This is a genomic window from Paeniglutamicibacter sp. ORCA_105 (assembly GCF_045798545.1).
In the GTDB taxonomy this organism is placed as follows: domain Bacteria; phylum Actinomycetota; class Actinomycetes; order Actinomycetales; family Micrococcaceae; genus Paeniglutamicibacter; species Paeniglutamicibacter sulfureus.
In genome coordinates, this window is the sequence record NZ_JBIXLM010000011.1 from 77882 (window position 1) to 97407 (window position 19526).

The 19526-nt window shown below is 68.5% G+C and carries 15 protein-coding genes; 5 read left to right on the forward strand and 10 right to left on the reverse strand.

Going from position 1 to position 19526, the window contains the following annotated elements; translation table 11 throughout:
• Positions 1-86: 86 nt before the first annotated feature.
• Together ACIPUB_RS07630 and rsmI are read right to left on the reverse strand one after the other, a co-directional pair.
• Entirely contained in the window at positions 87-1571 is a 1485-nt protein-coding gene (locus ACIPUB_RS07630) for an NAD-dependent succinate-semialdehyde dehydrogenase (RefSeq protein ID WP_407606840.1), read from the reverse strand.
• 168 nt (positions 1572-1739) lie between these two features.
• Positions 1740-2588 carry a 16S rRNA (cytidine(1402)-2'-O)-methyltransferase gene (gene rsmI, locus ACIPUB_RS07635; protein ID WP_407606841.1) on the reverse strand — a complete coding sequence of 283 codons (849 nt, stop codon included), beginning with the start codon at positions 2586-2588 and terminating at the stop codon, positions 1740-1742.
• A gap of 65 nt (positions 2589-2653) precedes the next feature.
• On the opposite strand from rsmI, the gene ACIPUB_RS07640 reads away from it, so the two are divergent.
• The gene (locus ACIPUB_RS07640) at positions 2654-4261 is read left to right on the forward strand and encodes a dolichyl-phosphate-mannose--protein mannosyltransferase (protein WP_407606842.1); all 1608 of its coding nucleotides are present in this window, start codon (positions 2654-2656) and stop codon (positions 4259-4261) included.
• A 75-nt stretch (positions 4262-4336) separates the two neighbouring features.
• Positions 4337-6184: an AMP-dependent synthetase/ligase gene (locus tag ACIPUB_RS07645; RefSeq protein ID WP_407606843.1), complete on the forward strand. Its 1848-nt coding sequence runs from the start codon at positions 4337-4339 to the stop codon at positions 6182-6184.
• A 101-nt stretch (positions 6185-6285) separates the two neighbouring features.
• Here the strand turns inward: ACIPUB_RS07645 and ACIPUB_RS07650 are convergent, their stop codons facing one another.
• From ACIPUB_RS07650 to ACIPUB_RS07665, 4 genes are all read right to left on the reverse strand, one after another.
• Positions 6286-7659: a TIGR01906 family membrane protein gene (locus ACIPUB_RS07650; protein WP_407606844.1), complete on the reverse strand. Its 1374-nt coding sequence runs from the start codon at positions 7657-7659 to the stop codon at positions 6286-6288.
• Between the two features lie 250 nt (positions 7660-7909).
• Positions 7910-9376, reverse strand: a complete 1467-nt coding sequence (gene ahcY, locus ACIPUB_RS07655) for an adenosylhomocysteinase (protein WP_407606845.1) — start codon at positions 9374-9376, stop codon at positions 7910-7912.
• 11 nt (positions 9377-9387) lie between these two features.
• Positions 9388-9585, reverse strand: coding sequence for a Trm112 family protein (locus tag ACIPUB_RS07660; protein WP_407606846.1), 198 nt, complete (start codon positions 9583-9585; stop codon positions 9388-9390).
• A gap of 10 nt (positions 9586-9595) precedes the next feature.
• Positions 9596-9994, reverse strand: coding sequence for a DUF3499 domain-containing protein (locus tag ACIPUB_RS07665; RefSeq protein ID WP_407606847.1), 399 nt, complete (start codon positions 9992-9994; stop codon positions 9596-9598).
• Positions 9995-10090: 96 nt separating this feature from the next.
• Between ACIPUB_RS07665 and ACIPUB_RS07670 the strand changes: the two genes are divergently transcribed.
• Positions 10091-10606, forward strand: coding sequence for a metallopeptidase family protein (locus tag ACIPUB_RS07670; RefSeq protein WP_407606848.1), 516 nt, complete (start codon positions 10091-10093; stop codon positions 10604-10606).
• Here the strand turns inward: ACIPUB_RS07670 and ACIPUB_RS07675 are convergent.
• From ACIPUB_RS07675 to ACIPUB_RS07685, 3 genes are read right to left on the reverse strand one after another with little or no spacing between them, the layout of a single operon-like run.
• Positions 10603-12468, reverse strand: a complete 1866-nt coding sequence (locus ACIPUB_RS07675) for a DUF5719 family protein (protein WP_407606849.1) — start codon at positions 12466-12468, stop codon at positions 10603-10605. The two genes, ACIPUB_RS07670 and ACIPUB_RS07675, sit on opposite strands and share 4 nt — an antisense overlap.
• Positions 12465-15848: a glycosyltransferase gene (locus ACIPUB_RS07680; protein WP_407606850.1), complete on the reverse strand. Its 3384-nt coding sequence runs from the start codon at positions 15846-15848 to the stop codon at positions 12465-12467. The genes ACIPUB_RS07675 and ACIPUB_RS07680 overlap by 4 nt, the downstream gene beginning before the upstream one ends.
• Before the next feature lie 29 nt (positions 15849-15877).
• Positions 15878-16408 carry a WhiB family transcriptional regulator gene (locus ACIPUB_RS07685; protein WP_407606851.1) on the reverse strand — a complete coding sequence of 177 codons (531 nt, stop codon included), beginning with the start codon at positions 16406-16408 and terminating at the stop codon, positions 15878-15880.
• Between the two features lie 289 nt (positions 16409-16697).
• On the opposite strand from ACIPUB_RS07685, the gene ACIPUB_RS07690 reads away from it, so the two are divergent.
• On the forward strand, positions 16698-17432 hold the full coding sequence (locus ACIPUB_RS07690; RefSeq protein ID WP_407606852.1) for a TIGR03089 family protein: 735 nt from the start codon (positions 16698-16700) through the stop codon (positions 17430-17432).
• Positions 17433-17569: 137 nt separating this feature from the next.
• On the opposite strand, the gene ACIPUB_RS07695 is transcribed toward ACIPUB_RS07690, so the two are convergent.
• The gene (locus ACIPUB_RS07695) at positions 17570-18136 is read right to left on the reverse strand and encodes a GtrA family protein (RefSeq protein WP_407606853.1); all 567 of its coding nucleotides are present in this window, start codon (positions 18134-18136) and stop codon (positions 17570-17572) included.
• A gap of 243 nt (positions 18137-18379) precedes the next feature.
• Between ACIPUB_RS07695 and ACIPUB_RS07700 the strand changes: the two genes are divergently transcribed.
• Entirely contained in the window at positions 18380-19525 is a 1146-nt protein-coding gene (locus ACIPUB_RS07700) for a 5-(carboxyamino)imidazole ribonucleotide synthase (RefSeq protein ID WP_407606854.1), read from the forward strand.
• The last annotated feature ends 1 nt before the right edge of the window (position 19526 follow it).

The following is a 19526-nucleotide window of genomic DNA, read 5'->3' on the forward strand; positions in this document are numbered from 1 at the left end:
CACGGGGGCCCCGCCAACGAAAACGGCGGCGCCCCCCGTTGCTCCGAGTGGAGCAGAGGGGGCGCCGCCGCCGGTGCCGCTGGCGTTTAGCGGGCCGCGTACGGGTCGGCGATGCCGATGTACTGGGTGGTGGTGTATTCGGCCAGGCCCTCGGCGCCGCCCTCGCGGCCCAGGCCCGACTGCTTCACTCCGCCGAACGGTGCTGCGGCGTTGGAGATGACGCCGGCGTTGAAGCCGACCAGGCCGAATTCGATCTGCTCCGCCACGCGGAAGAGACGGTTGTGGTCGCGGGTGTAGATGTATGAGGCCAGGCCGTACTCGGAGGCGTTGGCCAGTTCGATGGCATGGGCCTCGTCGCGGAAGGTGGTCACCGGGGCGACGGGTCCGAAGATTTCCTGGCGCAGGATTTCGGCGTCGTTGGCCACGTTGGACAGCACGGTCGGTGCGTAGAAGTAGCCCGGGCCCTCGACAGGGGCGCCGCCGGTCACGGCGGTGGCTCCTGCCTCGATGGCCTTGGAAACCAGCGCGTGGATGTCGTCGCGCGCACCGGCATCGATGATCGGCCCGACGTTGGTGGTGGCCTCGGTGCCGCGGCCGGTCTTCAGCGCGCCCATCGCTGCTGCGAACTTGGCGATGAACTCCTTGGCCACGGACTCGTGGACCAGGAAGCGGTTGGCGGCGGTGCAGGCCTCGCCCATGTTGCGCATCTTCGCAGCCATCGCGCCCTCGACCGCCGCATCCAGGTCGGCATCCTCGAAGACCAGGAACGGCGCGTTGCCGCCGAGCTCCATGGAGGTGCGCAGCACCTTGTCGGCTGCGTCCTTCATGAGCATCTTGCCCACGGCGGTGGAACCGGTGAAGGAGACCTTGCGCAGGCGGTCATCCTGCATCAGCGGGCCGGAGATCTTCGAGGCGCTCTTGGAGGAGACCACGTTGAGCACGCCAGCCGGCAGGCCGGCTTCCATCATGGTGGCGGCGAAGAGCTGGGAGGTCAGCGGGGTGAGCTTGGCGGGCTTGAGCACCATGGTGCAGCCGGCGGCGATGGCCGGGGCGACCTTGCGGGTGGCCATGGCCAGCGGGAAGTTCCACGGGGTGATCAGCAGGCACGGGCCGACCGGCTTGGTCTGCACGATCATCTTGTTCTTGCCCTCGGGGGTGGTGAGGTAGCGGCCGTAGTCGCGCACCGTCTCCTCGGAGAACCAGCGCAGGAACTCGGCACCGTAGGTGACCTCGCCGCGGGCCTCGGCCAACGGCTTGCCCATTTCCAGGCTCATCAACAGCGCGAAGTCCTCGGCGCGCGCGGTGACCATGTCGAAGGCGCGGCGCAAGATCTCGGCACGCTCACGCGGTGCGGTCAGCGCCCAGGTCTTCTGGACGGCGTCGGCTGCGTCGAGGGCTGCCATCGCATCTTCCGAGGTGGCGCTCGCCAAGGTGGCAAGCACCTTGCCGGTGGCCGGGTCAACGACGTCGAAGGTACCGCCATCGGAGGCGTCGCGCCATTCGCCGTTGATCAGCAAACCGGTCGGGACGGAGGCGAGCAGCTCGGCTTCGCGCTCGGGGGTAATGGTCATAGCGGCGTTCTCCCTTGAACTGTGGGGTGTTGCGAGAATTGCAGGATCGTGTTGGTCTCCACGCTAGCGCCGCGGCAAGTGACTGTAAATTTCTATCTGCACTATGACGAAGCCGCCATTTTGTGCAGGTATCCCATGCGCATCCCGGCGGATTTCTTGGCGCAGTGGTCAGGCGCGGGCTTCGAGGACCGCTGCGTAGAGCTCGCGCTTGGACACGCGTTCGGTCTCGGCGACCGCAGCCACCGCTTCCTTGAGCCGCAGGCCCTCCGAGACAAGTTGCTGCACCTGTGCCACGTGGTCGGTGGCGCGTGCGGGCTCCCCGGCCGGAGCACCGGCAATGACCACGGCGATTTCGCCGCGGACTTCCCCCTCGGCCCACACCAGCAGCTCGTCGAGGTTTCCGCGGATCACTTCCTCATACATCTTGGTCAGTTCGCGGGCAATGGCACCCTTGCGCTCGGGTCCGAAGGCATCGCGCAGCGCACGGATCATCGCGTCCAGCCGGTGCGGGGCCTCGAAGAAGACCATGGTCCGCTGCTCGGTGGCCAGGTCCTCGAGGCGCTTGGAGCGTTCCCCCGCCTTGCGGGGCAGGAAACCCTCGAAGGTGAACCTGTCGGTGGGAAGCCCTGACAGGGCCAGCGCGGTGAGCACGGCGGAGGGCCCGGGGACGGCGGTGACCGTGACACCGGCGGCCACGGCTGCCTCGACCAGCTTGAACCCGGGGTCGGAGACAGCGGGCATGCCGGCATCGGAGACCACCAGGATGGTCGCCCCGCCGGCCACCAGCTCGAGCAGCTCGGTCAGCCGGTGGGTTTCGTTGTGCTCGTGGTAGCTGATCAATCGCCCGGGAACGCGGACTCCCAGGCCGGTGGCCAGGTGCAGGAAACGCCTGGTGTCCTCGGCGGCCACGATGTCTGCACTCTTCATGAGCTCGATCAGGCGGGGGGACGCGTCGGAAAGGTTGCCAATGGGGGTTGCCGCCAAGACGATCTGGCCCGGGGTTTCTTGAGTTTCCACGCCCCAAGCCTACTGCCCGCGCGTGCCGCCGGATCCCGCCGACGGGCGCCGGTAGAGTATTGACGGTGACTACAGCTTCCACGCAGAGACTTCGGCGCTGGGTCCTCCCACCGGCCGGCGCCTTCGGGCGCGAAGCCCTGAGGGACCGCTTGGCGGGCCCGTTGCACCGTCCCGGGATCTGGGGCTGGATCGTTCCGCTGGCGGTCACCGCTCTCGCGGCGGTGCTGCGCTTCACCAACCTCGGCCATCCGCACCTGCTGATCTTTGACGAGACGTACTACGTCAAGGACGCCTTCACCATGATGCAGGCGGGCTACGAGCTGGAGTGGGGCGAGGAGCCGAACGACGCCTTCATTGCAGGGCGCCCGGAGCCCAAGGACTCCGCCTCCTTCGTGGTCCATCCCCCGCTGGGCAAGTGGCTGATCGCCGCGGGGATGTGGCTATTCGGCAGTGACAACGGGCTGGGCTGGCGCTTTTCCGCCGCGCTCTTTGGCACCCTCGCGGTGCTGCTGTGCGCGCTGGTGGCGCAGAAGCTGTTCTCCTCGGTGCTGCTGGGCGGCGTGGCCGGCCTGTTGGCAGCCATCGACGGGCACCAGTTGGTCATGTCCCGCACCGGGCTGCTCGACATCTTCCTGATGTTCTTCCTTCTGGCGGGGTTCTTCGCCCTGCTCCTTGACCGCTTCGACGGACGCGAGCGGCTGGCCCGCGCCCTGGCCACCGCCGATGGCGCCCGCCCCGCCGAGGGGTTGCTGGCCTACGGCCCGTGGCTGTGGTGGCGGCCGTGGCGCTTGGTGGCCGGGGTGATGTTCGGCTGTGCAGCCGGGGTCAAGTGGTCGGCGTTGTCCTTCATTGCCGTCTTCGGACTGATGACGGTGCTCTGGGATCTCTCGGCCCGGCGCCGCGCCGGGATCCGCCACTGGATCGCCGCCGGGCTGACCCGCGACGGGGTCCCGGCGTTCCTGCTCATCATCCCCACGGCCATCGTGGTGTACCTGGCCACCTGGACCGGTTGGCTGCTCTCCTCCGACGGACGCTACCGCCAATGGGCTTCGGAGAATCCCTCGGAGACCTGGGGCTGGGTGCCGGAGGTTCTGCGTTCACTGGGCGAATACCACCGGGCCGCCTATTCCTTCCACGAGGGCCTGGGCTCGCCACACGGCTGGGAGTCCTCGCCCTGGAGCTGGCTCTTTGCCGGACGCCCCGTGCTCTTCTTCTACGAATCGCGCGGCAATGGCGAGTTCGGGTGCACCTCTGCGGATTGCGTGCAGGCGATCACCGACCTGCCCAACCCGATCATGTGGTGGGCCGCGACGCTGAGCCTGTTGCTGGTGCTTTTCCACTGGATCGGTGCCCGCGATTGGCGTGCCGGGGCCATCCTGGCGGGAGTGGGTGCCGGGTTCCTGCCGTGGTTCGCCTATCCGGAGAGGACAATGTTCTTCTTCTATACCCTGCCTTTCGCCCCCTTCCTCATCCTCTCCCTGTGCTACGTGCTGGGCAGATGCCTGCCCGTCGGGGGCCAGGTGCCGTGGCACCGGCGCCGTCTCTTGTGGGGCGTGGGGATCTTCCTGGCCCTGGTCGTTGCCGTGTCCGCCTACTTCCTGCCGGTATGGACCGGGGAGATGGTCACCTACGAGAATTGGCGCAACCACATTTGGATGCCCAGCTGGGGATAGACCCTAAATTACCCATGGGTAACATAGACTATGGTCCAGACCACACACCGACCACATCCGGGGAACCACCACACCATGCGCGAAGCCAGCACACCACTTCTCCAGGACCTGCCGCAGGACTTCAACACCACCCAATTGCTGGTGGACCGCCTGGCCCGTGGCACCGGCTCACCGCTGTTCAGCGTCAAGCGCGCAGGGTCGTGGACCGACGTGTCCACCGCCGAGTTCGTCGCCGACGTCCGCTCGCTGGCCAAGATGCTGCTGGCCGCCGGGATCGCCCCCGGGGAAACGATCGGGATCATGTCCCGCACGCGCTATGAATGGGCGCTGGCCGAGCAAGCGATATGGTTTGCCGGTGCGGTGTCGGTTCCCATCTACGAGACCAGTTCCCCGTACCAGGTGGCGTGGATCCTGCAGGACTCCGGCGCCCGGCACGTGTTTGCCGAGGACGCAGCCTGCGCACGGGTGCTCGCGGAGGCCGCCGGATCCCTGGACGAGGAGGTCACCGTGTGGACCTTCGAGGGGCCCGAGGCCCCCGGGCCAACCGACATCCCGGCAGCAGGACTCCGGGAACTAGTGGCGGAGGGGGCTGCCGGCGGGATCGGCAATGAACAGGTCGAGGCCGCCAGGTCCTCGGCGGGCCTGAAGGACATCGCCACCCTGGTCTACACTTCCGGCACCACCGGGCGTCCCAAGGGCTGCATGATGACCCACGCGAATTTCTCGCTGATTGCCGTGAACCTGGCCCGGCACATGGCCCCGGTGCTGGGCCGGAACGAACGGACCCTGATGTTCCTGCCGTTGGCCCACGTCCTGGCCCGCGCCGTCCAGCAGGTCTGCGTGCACGCAGGATCGACAATCGCGCACACGTCTTCGGCCTCCACCTTGGTGCCAGACCTGGCGGCCGTGAAACCGGGCTTCCTGCTGGCCGTGCCCCGGATCTTCGAAAAGATCCGCACCACAGCGGCCGGCACGGCATTGGCCGCGGGCAAGGGCCAGCTTTTCGCCCAGGCGGAGTCGACAGCCATCGAATTTTCCCGGAGCGCCGACGCCCGGGCCCGCGGCCTGGCCTCGCGCCGTTCCCCGCTCCTGCTGGCCCGGCATGCCCTGTTCAACAAGGTGCTCTACCCGCGGCTGCGGGCGGTGTTGGGCGGCAGGGTGCGTTACGCCATTTGCGGCGCCAGCGCCTTGAACGCCGACCTGGCCCATTTCTTCCGCGGCGCCGGCGTGGGATTGCTGGAAGGCTACGGCCTCACCGAGACCACGGCCCCGGCAACAGTGAACATGGCGCGGAACCTCAGGGTGGGATCCGTGGGCCTGCCGATCCCCGGCACCACCATCCGCATCGCGCCTGACGGCGAGGTATTGGTCAAGGGAATCGGGGTCTTTGCCGGCTACCACCACAATGCGCAGGCCACTGCCGATGCCTTTGACGACGAGGGATTCTTCAGGACCGGCGACACCGGGACGCTGGACGAGTCGGGGTTCCTGGGCATCACCGGGCGCAAGAAGGACATCCTGGTGACCGCCGGCGGCAAGAACGTGGCCCCGGGGCCGCTGGAGGAAGCCATCCGAACCTCGCCCCTGGTCTCCCAGGTGGTGTTGGTGGGTGATAACCGTCCGTTCATCGCCGCCCTGCTGACCCTGGATCCCGATGAACTCGGCCCGTGGTGCCGGGCCAACGCCCTTCCGGTTCTCTCCCCGGCCGAGGCAGCGGTGCACCCCAAGGTGCTCGCCGAGCTCCAGGACGCCGTGGATGCAGCGAACGCCACGGTGTCCAAGGCCGAGGGCATCCGGAAGTTCGTGGTCCTGGACCGGGAGTTCACCGAGGAGTCGGGGCACCTGACGCCCTCGCTGAAGGTGAAGCGGGGAAGCATCATCAGCGACTTCCAGGATCTGATCGACCAGTTGTACAGGCGCTGAAAGGTCGGCACAAACAGTGATTCCCGGGTGTTTCCCGGCTTCCGAATCGAAGCCGGGAAACACCCGGGAACCTGCTGTGGTCGGCAGTGCGGCCGGGAGCGCTACAGCCCGAAGACCCGCTTTTCCTGGCGCAGGCGCGAGCCCTCGCGGCGCTTGGCCGTGGGCCAGGTGGCGATCAGAGTCACCAGCGCCGTGATGACCACCAGGCCGGCGATGCCGATGGCTGCGTCGATCCAGAATTGCGGCGGGTAGAGCCTGATCAGCGTGTCTGAGAAGTTGAAGGTCCAGGTGCCGTCCGCAAAGAAGATCCGGTGGAACGTGCTGAAGAAGCTTTCCCAGCCAAGGATCGCCACGACGGTGAGACCTGCAAACAGCACCAGGGTGGCGATCGATCCGGCAAAGAGCCCGCGGCGGATGCCACCGGCGTAGCGCTTGCCCAGGTAGATCAGCGCAATGAGCGCGATGACGCCCAGGATCGTCCCGCCCAGGTAGGTGAAGGACATGACGTTCTTGACGTCGGCCATGTGCTGGACCTCGGTGCCCAGGAAGAGCGGGTTGCCGTTGGGGTCGCGCAGTTCACCCAGGTAGCGGTTGTCGGCGACGTTGTTCAGGAAGTCCACGCCGAAGGACCCGTAGGTCAGCCGGTCCGCGGTGGTGAACCCGAAGCTGTCGGCCGGGAAGCCGGGGCGCTGGTAGGCGATCCAGAGGAAGATGGGGCTGGCGACCAGGCGGATGGCCAGGATCAAGAGCACGAAGGGGTAGGCGATGGCCAGCAGCACCTGCAGGGTGCGGGCCAGCGGCGGCTTGGATTCCAGGGCCGCCTCGCGGGCCGCCCTGCGTTCGCGGGCCGCGGGGGTCGGCTCTGGCACCGGGGTGTAGGCGCCGAAGACCCGGCTGCGTGCCTCGGCGATCGCGGAGGCGGTTTGCGGTGTGGCCGGGGCCACCGGGCGCGGCATGGCGCGGGTCTGGTCGTTTTCCGTCGAGGCTGCGGAGCCGGCAGTTGCCGGTGACGACGACTTGTCGACCTTGGCGGTTTCGGGGAGCGGTTCCACCGGGATCTTGGCGATAATGTCCTCGACTTCCTCGGGCTCCTCCGCCTTGGCCGGGGCCGGCTTCTGGCCGCCTGCCCCGGCGGGGCTCGGCTTTACCGGGTCGGCCGGCTTCAGGGGTGCGGCAGCTGGCTGGGCCGCGGCCGCCGGTGCGGCGGCGGGGGCCTGCGCAGGCTTGGCCGGCGCAGCGCCGGTCGTTGCTGCGGGCTTCGCTCCCTGCGCTGCGGGCGTCTTGGCTTCGGCGGCCTTCTGCGCGGCGGCAGTCCGCGAGGCGACAATCGAGGCCTCGATCCGGGCGGCGGCCGACGCGGCGGCGGCGCTCAACGAGCCGGATCCGGCCTCGGTCTTGGCGCCGGCACCGGGCACTGCCTGTGCGGTCGCCGGCTTTCCCGGCTTGCCGGTCTGCGGTTCGTCCTGCTCAGCCATGCTTCTCCCTCAAAACTCTGACATGCGGTGCGCTTGCGGTGCGGGGCGTTGCGGGCCACCAACGCCCACTGCCAAACACACAGCTAAGCCTATCGAGCCGAGGGTTCACCCGCGGCCCACCAGCGTGTTTTCGGTCCGCGTGTCGGACGGGCAACGCACCGACGCCCGCCCTGCCGCCACGAGGCGTGGAGGCAAGGCGGGCGTCGATACCTGCGGCCGGGAGTGCTTCGGCGGCCGGGCCGCGATCCGCCTAGTAGCGGTACATCTCCGGCTTGTACGGGCCGGCGGCATCAAGTCCGAGGTACCGGGCCTGCGCGTCCGAAAGCTCCGTCAGTTCGACACCCAGGGCGGCCAAGTGAAGGCGCGCGACCTTCTCGTCCAGGATCTTGGGCAGCACGTAGACGGACTTCGCGTACTCCCCCGTGCCGGCCTTGGAGTACAGCTCGATCTGCGCGATCACCTGGTTGGCGAAGGAATTGGACATCACGAACGAGGGGTGGCCGGTGGCATTGCCCAGGTTCAGCAGCCGGCCCTCGGAGAGCACGATGACGGAGCGTTCGGCCGTGGAACCGGCCTCGAAGGTCCACTCGTGCACCTGGGACTTGATCTCGACCTTTTGAACGCCCGGGATCGCGGCGAGCCCCGCCATGTCGATCTCGTTGTCGAAGTGCCCGACGTTGCCCACGATGGCCTTGTTCTTCATCAGCTGCATGTGCCCGGCGGTGATGATGTCCTTGCCGCCGGTGGTGGTGACGAAGATGTCGCCCTGTTCCAGCACGGTTTCCAGCCGGGCCACCTGGTAGCCGTCCATGGCCGCCTGCAGCGCGCAGATCGGGTCGATCTCGGTGACGATCACCCGGGCGCCCTGGCCGCGCATGGCCTCGGCGGCACCCTTGCCCACGTCCCCGTAGCCGCAAACGACGACCACCTTGCCGCCGATCAGCACATCGGTGGCGCGCATGAGCCCATCGGGCAGGGAGTGGCGGATGCCGTACTTGTTGTCGAACTTGGATTTGGTCACCGAGTCGTTGACGTTGATCGCCGGGAAGAGCAGCGTTTGGGCAGCTGCCATCTGGTTCAGCCGCATCACCCCGGTGGTGGTTTCCTCCGTGACGCCCTTGATCCTCGCGGCAATGCGGGTGAACTTGGCCGGGTCATTGGACAGGGAAACACGCAGGGTGTCCAGCACAATGGAGTGTTCGTGGCTTGTCGCGGCCTCGGGGCCGGGCACGGCTCCTGCGGCCTCGTACTGCGCGCCCAGGTGAACCAGCATGGTGGCGTCCCCGCCGTCGTCCAGGATCATGTTCGGTCCGAGCTCCGGCTCGGTCTCGGCCCCCGGCCAGGTAAGGATCTGCTCGGCGGTCCACCAGTAGTCCTCGAGGGACTCGTTCTTCCAGGCGAACACCGGGACGCCGGCCGGGTTCTCCGGGGTGCCGGTGCCCACGACCACGGCGGCCGCGGCCTCGTCCTGGGTGGAGAAGATGTTGCAGGAGGCCCAGCGGACCTGCGCGCCCAGGGCCACGAGGGTCTCGATGAGAACCGCTGTCTGCACCGTCATGTGCAGGGACCCGGCGATGCGGGCACCGGCCAGCGGCTGCGCCGCCGCGTATTCGGCGCGCAGGGACATCAATCCGGGCATCTCGTGCTCGGCCAGGCGGATCTGGTGGCGTCCCGCCTCGTGCAGGGACAGGTTCGCGACCCGGAAATCGATGGCCATGTCCCCGGCCCCTAGCCTTGGGTCTTCGCGGGGATGACGGTGGCTTCGGGGGCCAGCATGACCGGGATGCCCTCGACGATGTCGTAGCTGTAGGTTTCCCCGTTGTCCCCGGTTCCGGTGGACACCAGCGTGTCACCGTGCTGGATGAGGGTGGAGCCGGTGAGAGGGCAACGGAGCTGGGCGGTGAGCTGGGCTGAGAGATTCGACATGGAACCCAGTTTAGGGCTCCAGGTTCCCTTCGCGCAGCACCCGCAGGTGCCGCCGCGTCATGCCCTGGGCGTTGCCCGGCTCGATGGCCGGCGGGGAGGCGCGTGGAGCCGGGACCTCGGGGGCCGGGGCGAGGGCCGCATCGGCCTCGTTTTCCCGCACCGCATGGGCCAGCGCGTACAGGTCGTCGTTGCCGAGCCGTCCCTGCTCGGGCAGGGCCAGGCGCATGACTTCCCAACCCAGCGGCACGGTCAGGCGCTGGGCATGGAGCGAGCACAAGTCGTAGCAATGCGGTTCCGCAAAGGTCGCCAAGGGACCGAGCACCGCCGTCGAGTCGGCGTACACATAGGTCAGGGTTGCGATGGCCGGCTGGCGGCACGCCGAACGTGAACAAAGTCTGGATGATCCCACGGTTACACAGACTACCGCAGCGCGGCGGCACGGCGTCGGCGCACCGCCGTGCGGCAGGCGGTTCCCGCGGGGCCGAGGTGGCATAGGCTAGGTGTCATGTCCGGAAAACTGTCGATCGATTTGGACGGGCGCGATCCGTCCTCGCTGCACAGCGGGAGTACCCGGAGATACGCCGACCGCAAGCGCAACCGTCACGGACGCGGCCGGCGCGGGCCACTGCTCCTGGCGCCGCTGCCCGGGTCGCGCACCCGGGCCGAGCGCTTCGAGGACTTGCTGGTTGAATCGGCCGAGCGCCTGGCCGACCGCTGGGGCGAGCGGGTGACGGCCATCGATTTCCGCATCATGATGGTCCCCGCCGCCAAGGTGCTGGAGCGTGCGCGGGCTGCCGGGACCCGGGTGCCGTGGGCCACGAGCCGTTCGGCGCGGCCCGGCCGCCCCGAACGCGTCACGCTCTACCGCCGCCCCATCGAGGAGGCATGCGGCCACGGCGCCGAGCTGCTTCCGGAGATGGTGCACATGGCGATCGTGGAACAGCTGGCCGACCTGTGGGCCATGGACCCGCAGGCCATTGACCCCGGGTACGGGTCCTGGGATGCCGGCCCGGGCGATTAGTCGCGCAGCAGGACCTGGACGCCCTTGCTTCCCAGTGCGGCGTCACTGACCGGCACCGCGGCAATGCCGAAGGCCCCGTCTTGGACCACCGCGGCGGCGTAGCCGGGGGCGCCGGTGGCCGAGAGCACCAGGGCCGTGGTGCCGGCCCCGAAGTCGGTGGCGGCCAGCGCAACGGTCTTGCCGCCGGACAGCTCGATTTTCCGCGTTGCCGAGAGCTTGCCGTCGGCACCCAGCGCGCGCACCGAGACGGTGGCGGTGTCCTCGGGGGCGTTGAGCACCAGCGTGGACCTGCCCACGGGCGGAAGAACCATCAGGTTTTCGCTGCCCAGCCGGTTGGCGGCACCGGCCCAGGCCAGGTCGATGGGTTCGTTTGCCTTGGTGCCGCGCACCATTTTCACGCTCGCGCTCACCGCGGAGTCGCCCTCGACCACGATGGTGTACTGCCCGGCGGGAAGCCCGCCCAGCGGCATGCGTGCGGTGGCGTTGGAGGCCACCACCACTTCCCCGCCGCCGGGAATCGGGACCTCGCCGTTGCGGCCCAGGGCCCGCACCTTGACGGTGGCGCCCTCGGCGGAGGTCGCTGCAAGCACCAGTTCGGCGGCGGCGTCGGAGTTGGCCGCAGGCTTGGCCAGCTCGCCGGCAAGCTTCGGGTCCAGGATCGCGACCCCGGGGATCACCTGGGTGTTGTTGGCGGTTGCCGAGGCACCCAGGTAGTCGACGCCGCCCGGGACCAGCCCGCGCAACGTGCTTTGCTGGATGGTGGCGTTGATGCGCCCGCCGGAGGAGGTCACCTTGGCCGAGAGGGCCTTCTCGTTCGGCGCGTACCCGGCGAGGATGACCGACTTGGACTCGCCCGGTGCCACCGCCAGCGCGCCGAGGCTGGGTGCGGAGATCATGCCGTCGGCACCGCGCAGGTCAACGCGCACCTGGGCGACGGAGACCGAGGGGTTGACCAGGTTCAGCACGGCGGTGGATCCGGGGGTGGTCACCGCGCCGGTGAGCCAGGATTCGGCCGACGGGGCGGTGCAGCCCGCGGCGGCGAGCCCTGCAAGGTCACCGTCCGCGGCGGAGTAGGAACGCACGGCGGAGACCAGGGACTGCACCCCGCCCAGCGGCTGGGCATGCACCGTGAGGGACTCGGCGTAGTTGCTGACCGCGCCCGGTGCGCCCTTGCGCTCGGAGGTGCCGTCGGCGCCGGCGCCGGTGGCCTTCGCTGCCTCGGCTGCCGACAGCCGCGGGGCGATGGTTCCCTCGACGCCCGCATCGTTCCTGAGCATTTCGGTGCCCGGGATGCGGCCGGCGGAATCCGAGAGCACCGCGGCGCGCACACCCGTCCTGGCGTCCTTGGATGCGGGGGCGAACTCCGGGTCGACGCCGGAACCGGCGCCCGTGAACAGCTTCATCGTCGCCGGGCAGCTGGCCAGCGCGTCTCCGGCCGGCAGCGAGGTCAGTGCGACCGGGGTGCCGGTGGCGGCGGTGGCGGGGGGAAACACCGATCCGGCGGCAATGGCCGCGGCGCCCAGGCAGAGCACCCCCAGCGAGCCCACCAGGCCCAGGGCCCTGCCGCGTTTCTTGGCACGGTGGACGCGCTCCGGGGCGGGTTCCGGGGAGGCTGCCTCGGTCTTCGGGTCCGTCCCCGCGTCGGCGTCCTTGGCGGGCTGAACGGTGGCCGCGGGTGCTGTCGCCGATTCGGGCGATGCCGCGTCGCCGGATTCCGGGGCCGGTGGCGCGGCGGCCACGGGGGCAGGCACCTCGTCCCGTTCCGCGGGCAGTGCGGCACCCGGAGCCAGTCCCGCGGCTTCGCGGGCGGCCTGGGCTACGCGATCGGCTTCGCGTCGTGCCTTGCGGGAATCGTTTTTCACTTCGTCTCCTTGGCGTGGGCCCCATGGTGCCCGCGGTCGAGCTCGTCGATGCTTTCCGCGTTGCCGCGGGTCCGGTATTCATCCAGGCGGCGCGCGGCAAAACGGCGGCTGCGCGGGATGGGGATGACCAACAGCAGGGTCAGCAGCAGCACCACCAGCTGGGCAATGGCCACCGGGAGCTTGTACGGGCTCAGGTAGTGCACCTCCAGGGTGCCGCCGGCGGCACCGAGCTCAAAGCCCTGCGCCCATTTCGCGTTCTCCACGCCCGTCCCGGTGGCGTCCGCCGCGCCGCCGGCCTCGGCGCCCACGGCGAGGCGCTTGAGCTCAACCCCGTCCAGGGTTGCGCTCCAGCCCGCGTCGGCGCGTTCGGCCATCGCCAGCACCCTGCCGGCCTCGCCGGGTTCGACCCTTGCAGCGGTGACTTCCCCGCGGTGCGAGGGCAGCAGTGCCACGGTCTTGTCCCCCGCCACGATGCGCACGCGGGAGGTGGAGTCGGTGGCGTTGTCCACGCCGGGGATCCGCTCAAGCGGTTCCACGCGCCACAGCCATCCGGCTTCGGTCTGTCCCACCGGGACCAGGCCGGGCACCGCGTCGAGGCGTGCCACCAGCGCCGAGGCCGTGGCCCGGGCATCCTGCAGCACCACGAACCCGGCGCCGAGGGACGCCAGTTCCGCGCGCGGGTCCAGGGCGGAGTCGGAGACGAGCGTGGCAACCGTCTGTTCGATGAGCCGGTCGGCGTCGTCGGATTCGCGCAGGGCGGGGGCCGGCAAGTTGCCGATGAGGCGGTTTGCGGCGGCGGGCTGGGACAGGGCATCGGCGGTGGTGCCTGCCCCGTTCATCAGTGCGGCGCTGACCGCCCCGCCGCCGTTCTGCGCGAGGACCAGCGTGCGGTCCTCGTAGGGTCCCAGTCCGCGGTCGGCGGCGGTGGCAGGAAGGGTGCGGGCGGAAACCGCCTGCAAGGAGCTGGTGGTGCCCAGGTCGGTTTCCGCGGCAACACCCGCAGGGGCCGGGAGCTGTGCCACGATCCAGTTCCCGCCGGCGACCAGGACGGAGATTCCCAGCAGGGCCGAGGCCCAGGCTAGCGTGCCGGTGGCAGCGGTGCGCGCACCTGCGGCCGAGGGTGCGCCCTGGCGGCGCTCGGCGCGGAACTCGGAGATCCCCAGTCCCGCGGCAAAGACCAGCGCCAGGACGAAGAAGGAGACAAAGGGCCCGTTGAAGGCGGCGACGAAGGTGTTTCCGGCCACGGCGGCGGGCACCAGCGAGGCGCCGTACCCGGCGGCAAGCATCAGCACGCCACCGAGCCACAGGGTGCGGGCCAGCGAGGCGGAGTTGTCGCGGCCCCCGGCGAAGAGCCCGGTGAGCGCGGAGGCCAGCAGCGGGGCGCCGACCAGCAGCGCCAGCACCAGTGCCCAGGGCCCGGCGGGCAGGAAGCCGAATCCGGCAGGGGTTCCCAGCGGGTCAAAGGCCGTGGGGAAACCCAGGCCCTGGGCCCACAGCGGTGCCGGGGCGAAGGGCAGGGGCAGTCCGGGATCGGTGAGCAGCACGCGCGGATTGCCCAGCGCGGCGATGACCAGCGGCAGGTGGAAGACCAGTGCCGGAAGCGGCACCCACCACAGGGTCCGGGCACGGGAGCGGAGCACGATGGCGGCGAGGACGATGAGCACGACCAGGGCAAGACCCACGGCGGGGGAACCTGCGGCGATGGCCACCAGCAGCAGGGCGGCCGCCGCGGCGGCGGTCCAGGAGGGAACCATTCCGGTGCCCGGGCGCGAGGCCGGCAGCGGACGGTTTCCGCGGCCAGTGCGGAAATCAACCGCGGCTCCCACCGAGCGCAGCAGGGCCAGCAGGAACAGCGGTGCCAGGACGTGGACCAGCACGCTGCCGGCGCGGCCGGAAGCCAGCGAAACCTGCAGAGCCGGGGCCAGGCCCCAGAGCAGGGCGCCGACCATGCGCGCGGCCCGGGAACGGGTGACGGCGGCCAGGCCAAGCCAGGCGGCCAGCGCCGCCAGCGGCATGGCGAGCAAGGTCAGCACCACGGCCGCGGCGTTGGCGTTTCCGCCCCCGGCCAGGGCGGCCAGCCAGTACACGTAGTCGATGGGGTCCCCGCCGGCGGGGCTGCCGGCCCCGAGGTCGGCCCACCAGGAGGTGGCGTTGGCGAAGATCTCGGAGGCCTTGGTGGAGAGCGGGAGCATTGCCCCGCCAGCCACGGCGTCGGCGCCGATCAGGGCCCGCAAACCCACCAGCGACGCGGCCAGGGTGGCAATCACCGCGATGATGGCACTGACGAAGGCTGAGGTGCGGTTGGGTGCGGCCAGCGCCGCAAAGTCGTTGCGGGCGTCCCCGCTGGGGACCTGGGCGGCGGTGGCGCCGGTCCCGTCCCCGTAGACGCTTTCGCCATCGAGGGAGTCGAGCATGTGCTTGCGGTGCTCGCGCACCAGGTCCTGCTCGGTGAGCAGCCGGGCGATGGACTTGCGTGGAACCCGCCGGGTGGCGGCAGCGGCGGAGCGGGACCTGGAGAGCTTGACGGGGGTTCCGACGGCCCTGAAGGTGGCGCCCAGTTGGCCGAAGGCGTAGCCCGGGTCCTTGGCCAGCAGCGAGAGCAGGAAGCGGTAGATCCCGCCCAGCACCGCTCCGATGACCAGGAAGGGGATGGCCCAGGCCGGGGCGTGCTTGAGGCGCATGAACACCTCGGCGCGGCGGGTTTCCGCCGGTCCGGCCAGGGCGCGGACCACCGCTGCCTTGTGGTGGATCTTGGCTGCGGGCACGATGACCACGCGGTTGCCCATGAGGCGGTTGCGCCAGCACAGGTCCATGTCGTCGCCCAGTCCCGGCAGCGCCGGGTCGAAACCGCCCAGGGCCTCGAAGACGTCACGGCGGATCAGCATTCCGGCACTGGTCACGGCAAAGGAGTCGGTGCGGGCGTCATACTGGCCCTGGTCAACCTCGTCGATCTCGATGAGCGTCAGCCGCTCGGCATGCTTGTTCATGCCCAGGCCCACATCCAACAGGCGGCGTGGGGAGTCAAGGTCAAGCTGCTTGCACCCGGCGATGGTGACCGACTCGGTGGCCTCGACCACGGTGAGGAGCTTTTCCAGGGCATTGAGTTCGGGCACCGAGTCGTCGTGGATCAGCCAGAGCCACTCGGTGCGACCCTGGCGGGGCTCGCCGAGGGATTGCACGGCTTCCATGACCGAGTGCCCGAAGCTGTGCTCCGGGACCTGAAGCAAGGTGGCGTCGGAGGGCAGTTGTCGGCGCAGGAGGTCGGCGGAACCGTCGGTGGACGACGCGTCGATTCCGACGAAGCGGTCAATCAGTCGAGTTTGGTCGCGCAGGGCGGCCAGGGTCCGGGGGAGAAAAGCTGCGCCATTGTGGGCAGCCACAATGGCGGTGACGTGGATCGTAGGGAGAATTAGACTGCTCGTTTCCGCAAGCGACGACGTTCACGCTCGGACAGTCCGCCCCAAATTCCGAACCGTTCGTCGTTGGTCAGTGCATATTCAAGGCATTCGGAGCGCACATTGCAGGCGCCGCAGACGCGCTTGGCGTCCCTGGTCGATCCTCCCTTTTCGGGGAAGAATGCCTCGGGGTCGGTCTGTGCGCACAGTGCCTCGGACTGCCAGCCCAGTTCGCCTTCTTCGTCCTCGGCGCCCAGCCCGATCCAGATGGCCTGGGCCGGGCTCTTGCCGTCGGGCATGGCATCGAAGCTGGGTGCCCACGAGGGAGTCGGGTCAGCGACCAGATCGCTGGCTGCGTCGTGCGCCAACAGGAATGCGGCTGTCTCCTCTGCGGGAGTCAAGATCTTCGAACCGTCGGCTTCCTGTTCCCGGCTTGTCTCGGCCGGATCGACAAACCAGTCCGCCGGAACGCTTCTGCCCCCGCTATAAGGTGGCGTAGGCGCCGTCGCTGCGGCCTCGTTGAAGCTTCGATCCACGTTTCCCATGGTTTACTAACCTTCCGCCGTTACGAACTTGATACCTAATATGACCCAAAAAGAGCGACGTCGACGGCCTTTCAAGAAAAAGCCGTCGCGAGACAATTTCCCTCTCCCTGACGGTGCACTATCTAATTACACTGGTGTAACTCCGGTTGCGTCAAGTGCGGCCGACGATTTTAGCCACACATGTCGTAGATTTGGAGTCACGCCACGCCCGAGACTTCGCCGTGATCACACACGATTTCGCCCGACCCCGGATTCCCGGGGAATTCACAGGCTTGACAAGGAGCTTCCCATGACCATTGATACCAACTCGTTATCTCCCGTCGAATCACTACTCGCTCCAATGCGCCATTCCACCCACCCATACCTGACCTGGTACTCCCAGGGCGGGGAACGCGTGGAACTCAGCGGACGCGTTTTTGACAACTGGGTCGCCAAGAGCGCGAACCTATTGCACGAAGAATTCGATTTAGCCCCCGGCAGCATTGTTGCCACCGACATGCCCGGCCATTGGAAGTCCGCGGCGCTGGCCTTGGCGTGCTGGCACCTGGGCGCCGAAGTGCGCTGCGTGGCCCCCGGAACGGATCCCGGAGATGTCGACGTATTTATTACCGCCGACCCGCAAACCCTAGCAGTCAACGGCAGCGTCGAGGTCATCGCCGTCCCCCTGCCCGCCCTGGCCATGGCCTTCGACGGCCCGCTGCCGGTTGGTGCCACCGATTACGCCTCGGAGGTCCGCGCCTACGCGGATTCCTTCAGCCCCTCCCCCATCGACACTTCCGCCACGGCACTGCACGGGGCCGCCGGCTCGCTGGCCTACACCCAGCTGTTCGCCGAGCTGCCCGAAACCGGGGCAACCGGCACCACCCTGCTGAGCACCGCGTGGCCACTGGAACGGCTCCTTCCGGCCCTGGTGTCGCTGTGGAGCGCGGGGAACCCTGTGGTTCTGGTGGAAGACGGCGTGAAGATCAGCGACTCGCTGCTCGGCGGCGAACGCGTGGTGACGCGCCTGGACCGGGAATCATAGGCCCAAGCCAAAGGCCCGGCCTGCGGCGGGCAGGAAAAACCCCGGGATGCTCCTTGGCTTTTCCCTCCACCGTGGTGGAGAAGCAAGAGGGGGAACATCCCGGGGCAGCAGGTGTCAACGTGCCGGGCCCAAAGGCGCTAGGCGACGCCGTCAGGCGTTCCCGGGCTCCGGGCCGGTGCGGAAGCACCACGCTCCGCATCAGCCTGCTCGTGGCCGACGTGCAGCAGTTCGCGGTCGTGGGCGAATTCCTCTTCGGCATCCATTTCCTCGCCAAAGACCCAGAAACGGTAGGCGAAGAACCGGAAGATCGTGCCCAGCACCAGGCCGACCACGGAGCCGGCGATGAACAGGCTGGTGGTGTCGGTCAGGCCGATCCAGTACTTGGTGATGAACACACATGCTGCGGCGATTCCCAGCCCGATGGCGTTCATGATGAGGAACATCACGAGCTCGCGCACCACGTTGGCCTGCCGCCGATGGCGGAAGGTCCAGAAGCGGTTGGCCACCCACGAAAACATCGTGGCCACGACGCCGGCAATGATTTTTGCCTTGACCTCGGAGTCATCCATCGGCCCCTCAAGCATCCACAGGTAAATGCCCGAGTCGATGATGAACGCGACACCCCCGACCACGCCGAATTTGGCGACTTCGCGCCACATCATGGACGCCAGGCCCAAGAGTTTGCGCCAGATCTCTTTCAGCATGATCCTCCATGGATTCGTCTCAATGCACCGTGCGCCGCGGGCTCGCTGACTGCGCGTCCGGTGCGGTTGGGCCGTCATTTCCCTGGACGGCCAACCAAACTATTCTAATGCGGTTCACTGAATGTTCACCGCCAATGGTGTCCAAACTCGCCATGGACAACATAGGTTGGGCCCCGCGTTCGGTAGGCTAAGCGGGTGATGTTTCCAGTGATTGGCGTTGTTGGCGGAGGTCAACTTGCCCGAATGATGGCTCCCGAGGCCCTGAATCTCGGCTTCGAACTACGCATCCTGGCCGAGGGCCCGGATGTCTCTGCCGCGCGCAGTGTTGCTTCCGCCCCGGTAGGTGACTATACGGATTTGGCGACGCTACGTGAATTCGCCCGCGGAGTCGATGTCCTGACGTTCGACCACGAGCACGTGCCCAATGAGCACCTGCAGGCGCTGATCGCCGAGGGCGTCAACGTCCAGCCGCGCCCGGCCGCGCTGATCCACGCCCAGGACAAGCTCGTGATGCGCGAGGCCATCGCCGCATTGGGCCTGCCAAACCCCGAATGGGCAGCGGTGGAAACCGTTGACGAGTTGGTGGCATTCGGCGAGAAAATCGGTTGGCCGGTCGTGCTCAAGACCCCGCGCGGCGGCTACGACGGCAAGGGCGTGCGCATGATCGAGACGGAAGAGGATGCCCGCGCTGCGGCTGACTGGTTCGGCAACGGCGCCCTGCTGGCCGAGGACAAGGTCGCCTTCACCCGCGAGCTCTCCGCCCTTGTCGCCCGCAACCCCGGCGGCGAGGCCAAGGCCTGGCCAGTGGTGCACACCATTCAGGTCGACGGCGTCTGCGACGAAGTCATCGCCCCCGCACCGGGCCTGGACCCGGCCGTCGAGGAGGCCGCCGAGCAGGCGGCACTGCGCATCGCCGAGGCCTTCGGCGTCACCGGCGTGATGGCCGCCGAACTCTTCGAGACCCCCGGCTCCGGTGCCGGGTTCGTCATCAACGAACTTGCCATGCGCCCGCACAACACCGGACACTGGACCATGAACGGCTCGATCACCAGCCAGTTCGAACAGCACCTGCGCGCGGTCCTTGACCTGCCGCTGGGAGCCACCGACGCGCTGGCAGAGACCACCGTGATGAAGAACTACCTCGGTGGGGCCAACCAGGACCTGTTCTCCGCGTTCCAGGCCGCCCTGGCCGCGGAACCGCGCGTGAAGGTCCACGCCTACGGCAAGTCCGTGCGTCCAGGACGCAAGATCGGCCACGTCAACGTGGTCTCCGAACCCGGGGAATCCGTTGACTCGCTGCGCGCCCGCGCCAACACCGTGGCCTCATTGATCCGTGACGGCGCGCCTTCCCCGGCCCCCGCATCCACCACCGAAGGACAAACTTCTTGAG

What these genes read in the sequence shown, in the direction of transcription:
- ACIPUB_RS07630 (WP_407606840.1), bottom strand. Translation starts at nt 1,571, where the DNA reads ATGACCATTACCCCCGAGCGCGAAGCCGAGCTGCTCGCCTCCGTCCCG.
- ACIPUB_RS07670 (WP_407606848.1), top strand. Translation starts at nt 10,091, where the DNA reads ATGTCCGGAAAACTGTCGATCGATTTGGACGGGCGCGATCCGTCCTCG.
- ahcY (WP_407606845.1), bottom strand. Translation starts at nt 9,376, where the DNA reads ATGGCCATCGATTTCCGGGTCGCGAACCTGTCCCTGCACGAGGCGGGA.
- ACIPUB_RS07695 (WP_407606853.1), bottom strand. Translation starts at nt 18,136, where the DNA reads ATGCTGAAAGAGATCTGGCGCAAACTCTTGGGCCTGGCGTCCATGATG.
- ACIPUB_RS07650 (WP_407606844.1), bottom strand. Translation starts at nt 7,659, where the DNA reads ATGGCTGAGCAGGACGAACCGCAGACCGGCAAGCCGGGAAAGCCGGCG.
- ACIPUB_RS07660 (WP_407606846.1), bottom strand. Translation starts at nt 9,585, where the DNA reads ATGTCGAATCTCTCAGCCCAGCTCACCGCCCAGCTCCGTTGCCCTCTC.
- ACIPUB_RS07690 (WP_407606852.1), top strand. Translation starts at nt 16,698, where the DNA reads ATGACCATTGATACCAACTCGTTATCTCCCGTCGAATCACTACTCGCT.
- ACIPUB_RS07700 (WP_407606854.1), top strand. Translation starts at nt 18,380, where the DNA reads ATGATGGCTCCCGAGGCCCTGAATCTCGGCTTCGAACTACGCATCCTG.
- ACIPUB_RS07685 (WP_407606851.1), bottom strand. Translation starts at nt 16,408, where the DNA reads ATGGGAAACGTGGATCGAAGCTTCAACGAGGCCGCAGCGACGGCGCCT.
- ACIPUB_RS07645 (WP_407606843.1), top strand. Translation starts at nt 4,337, where the DNA reads ATGCGCGAAGCCAGCACACCACTTCTCCAGGACCTGCCGCAGGACTTC.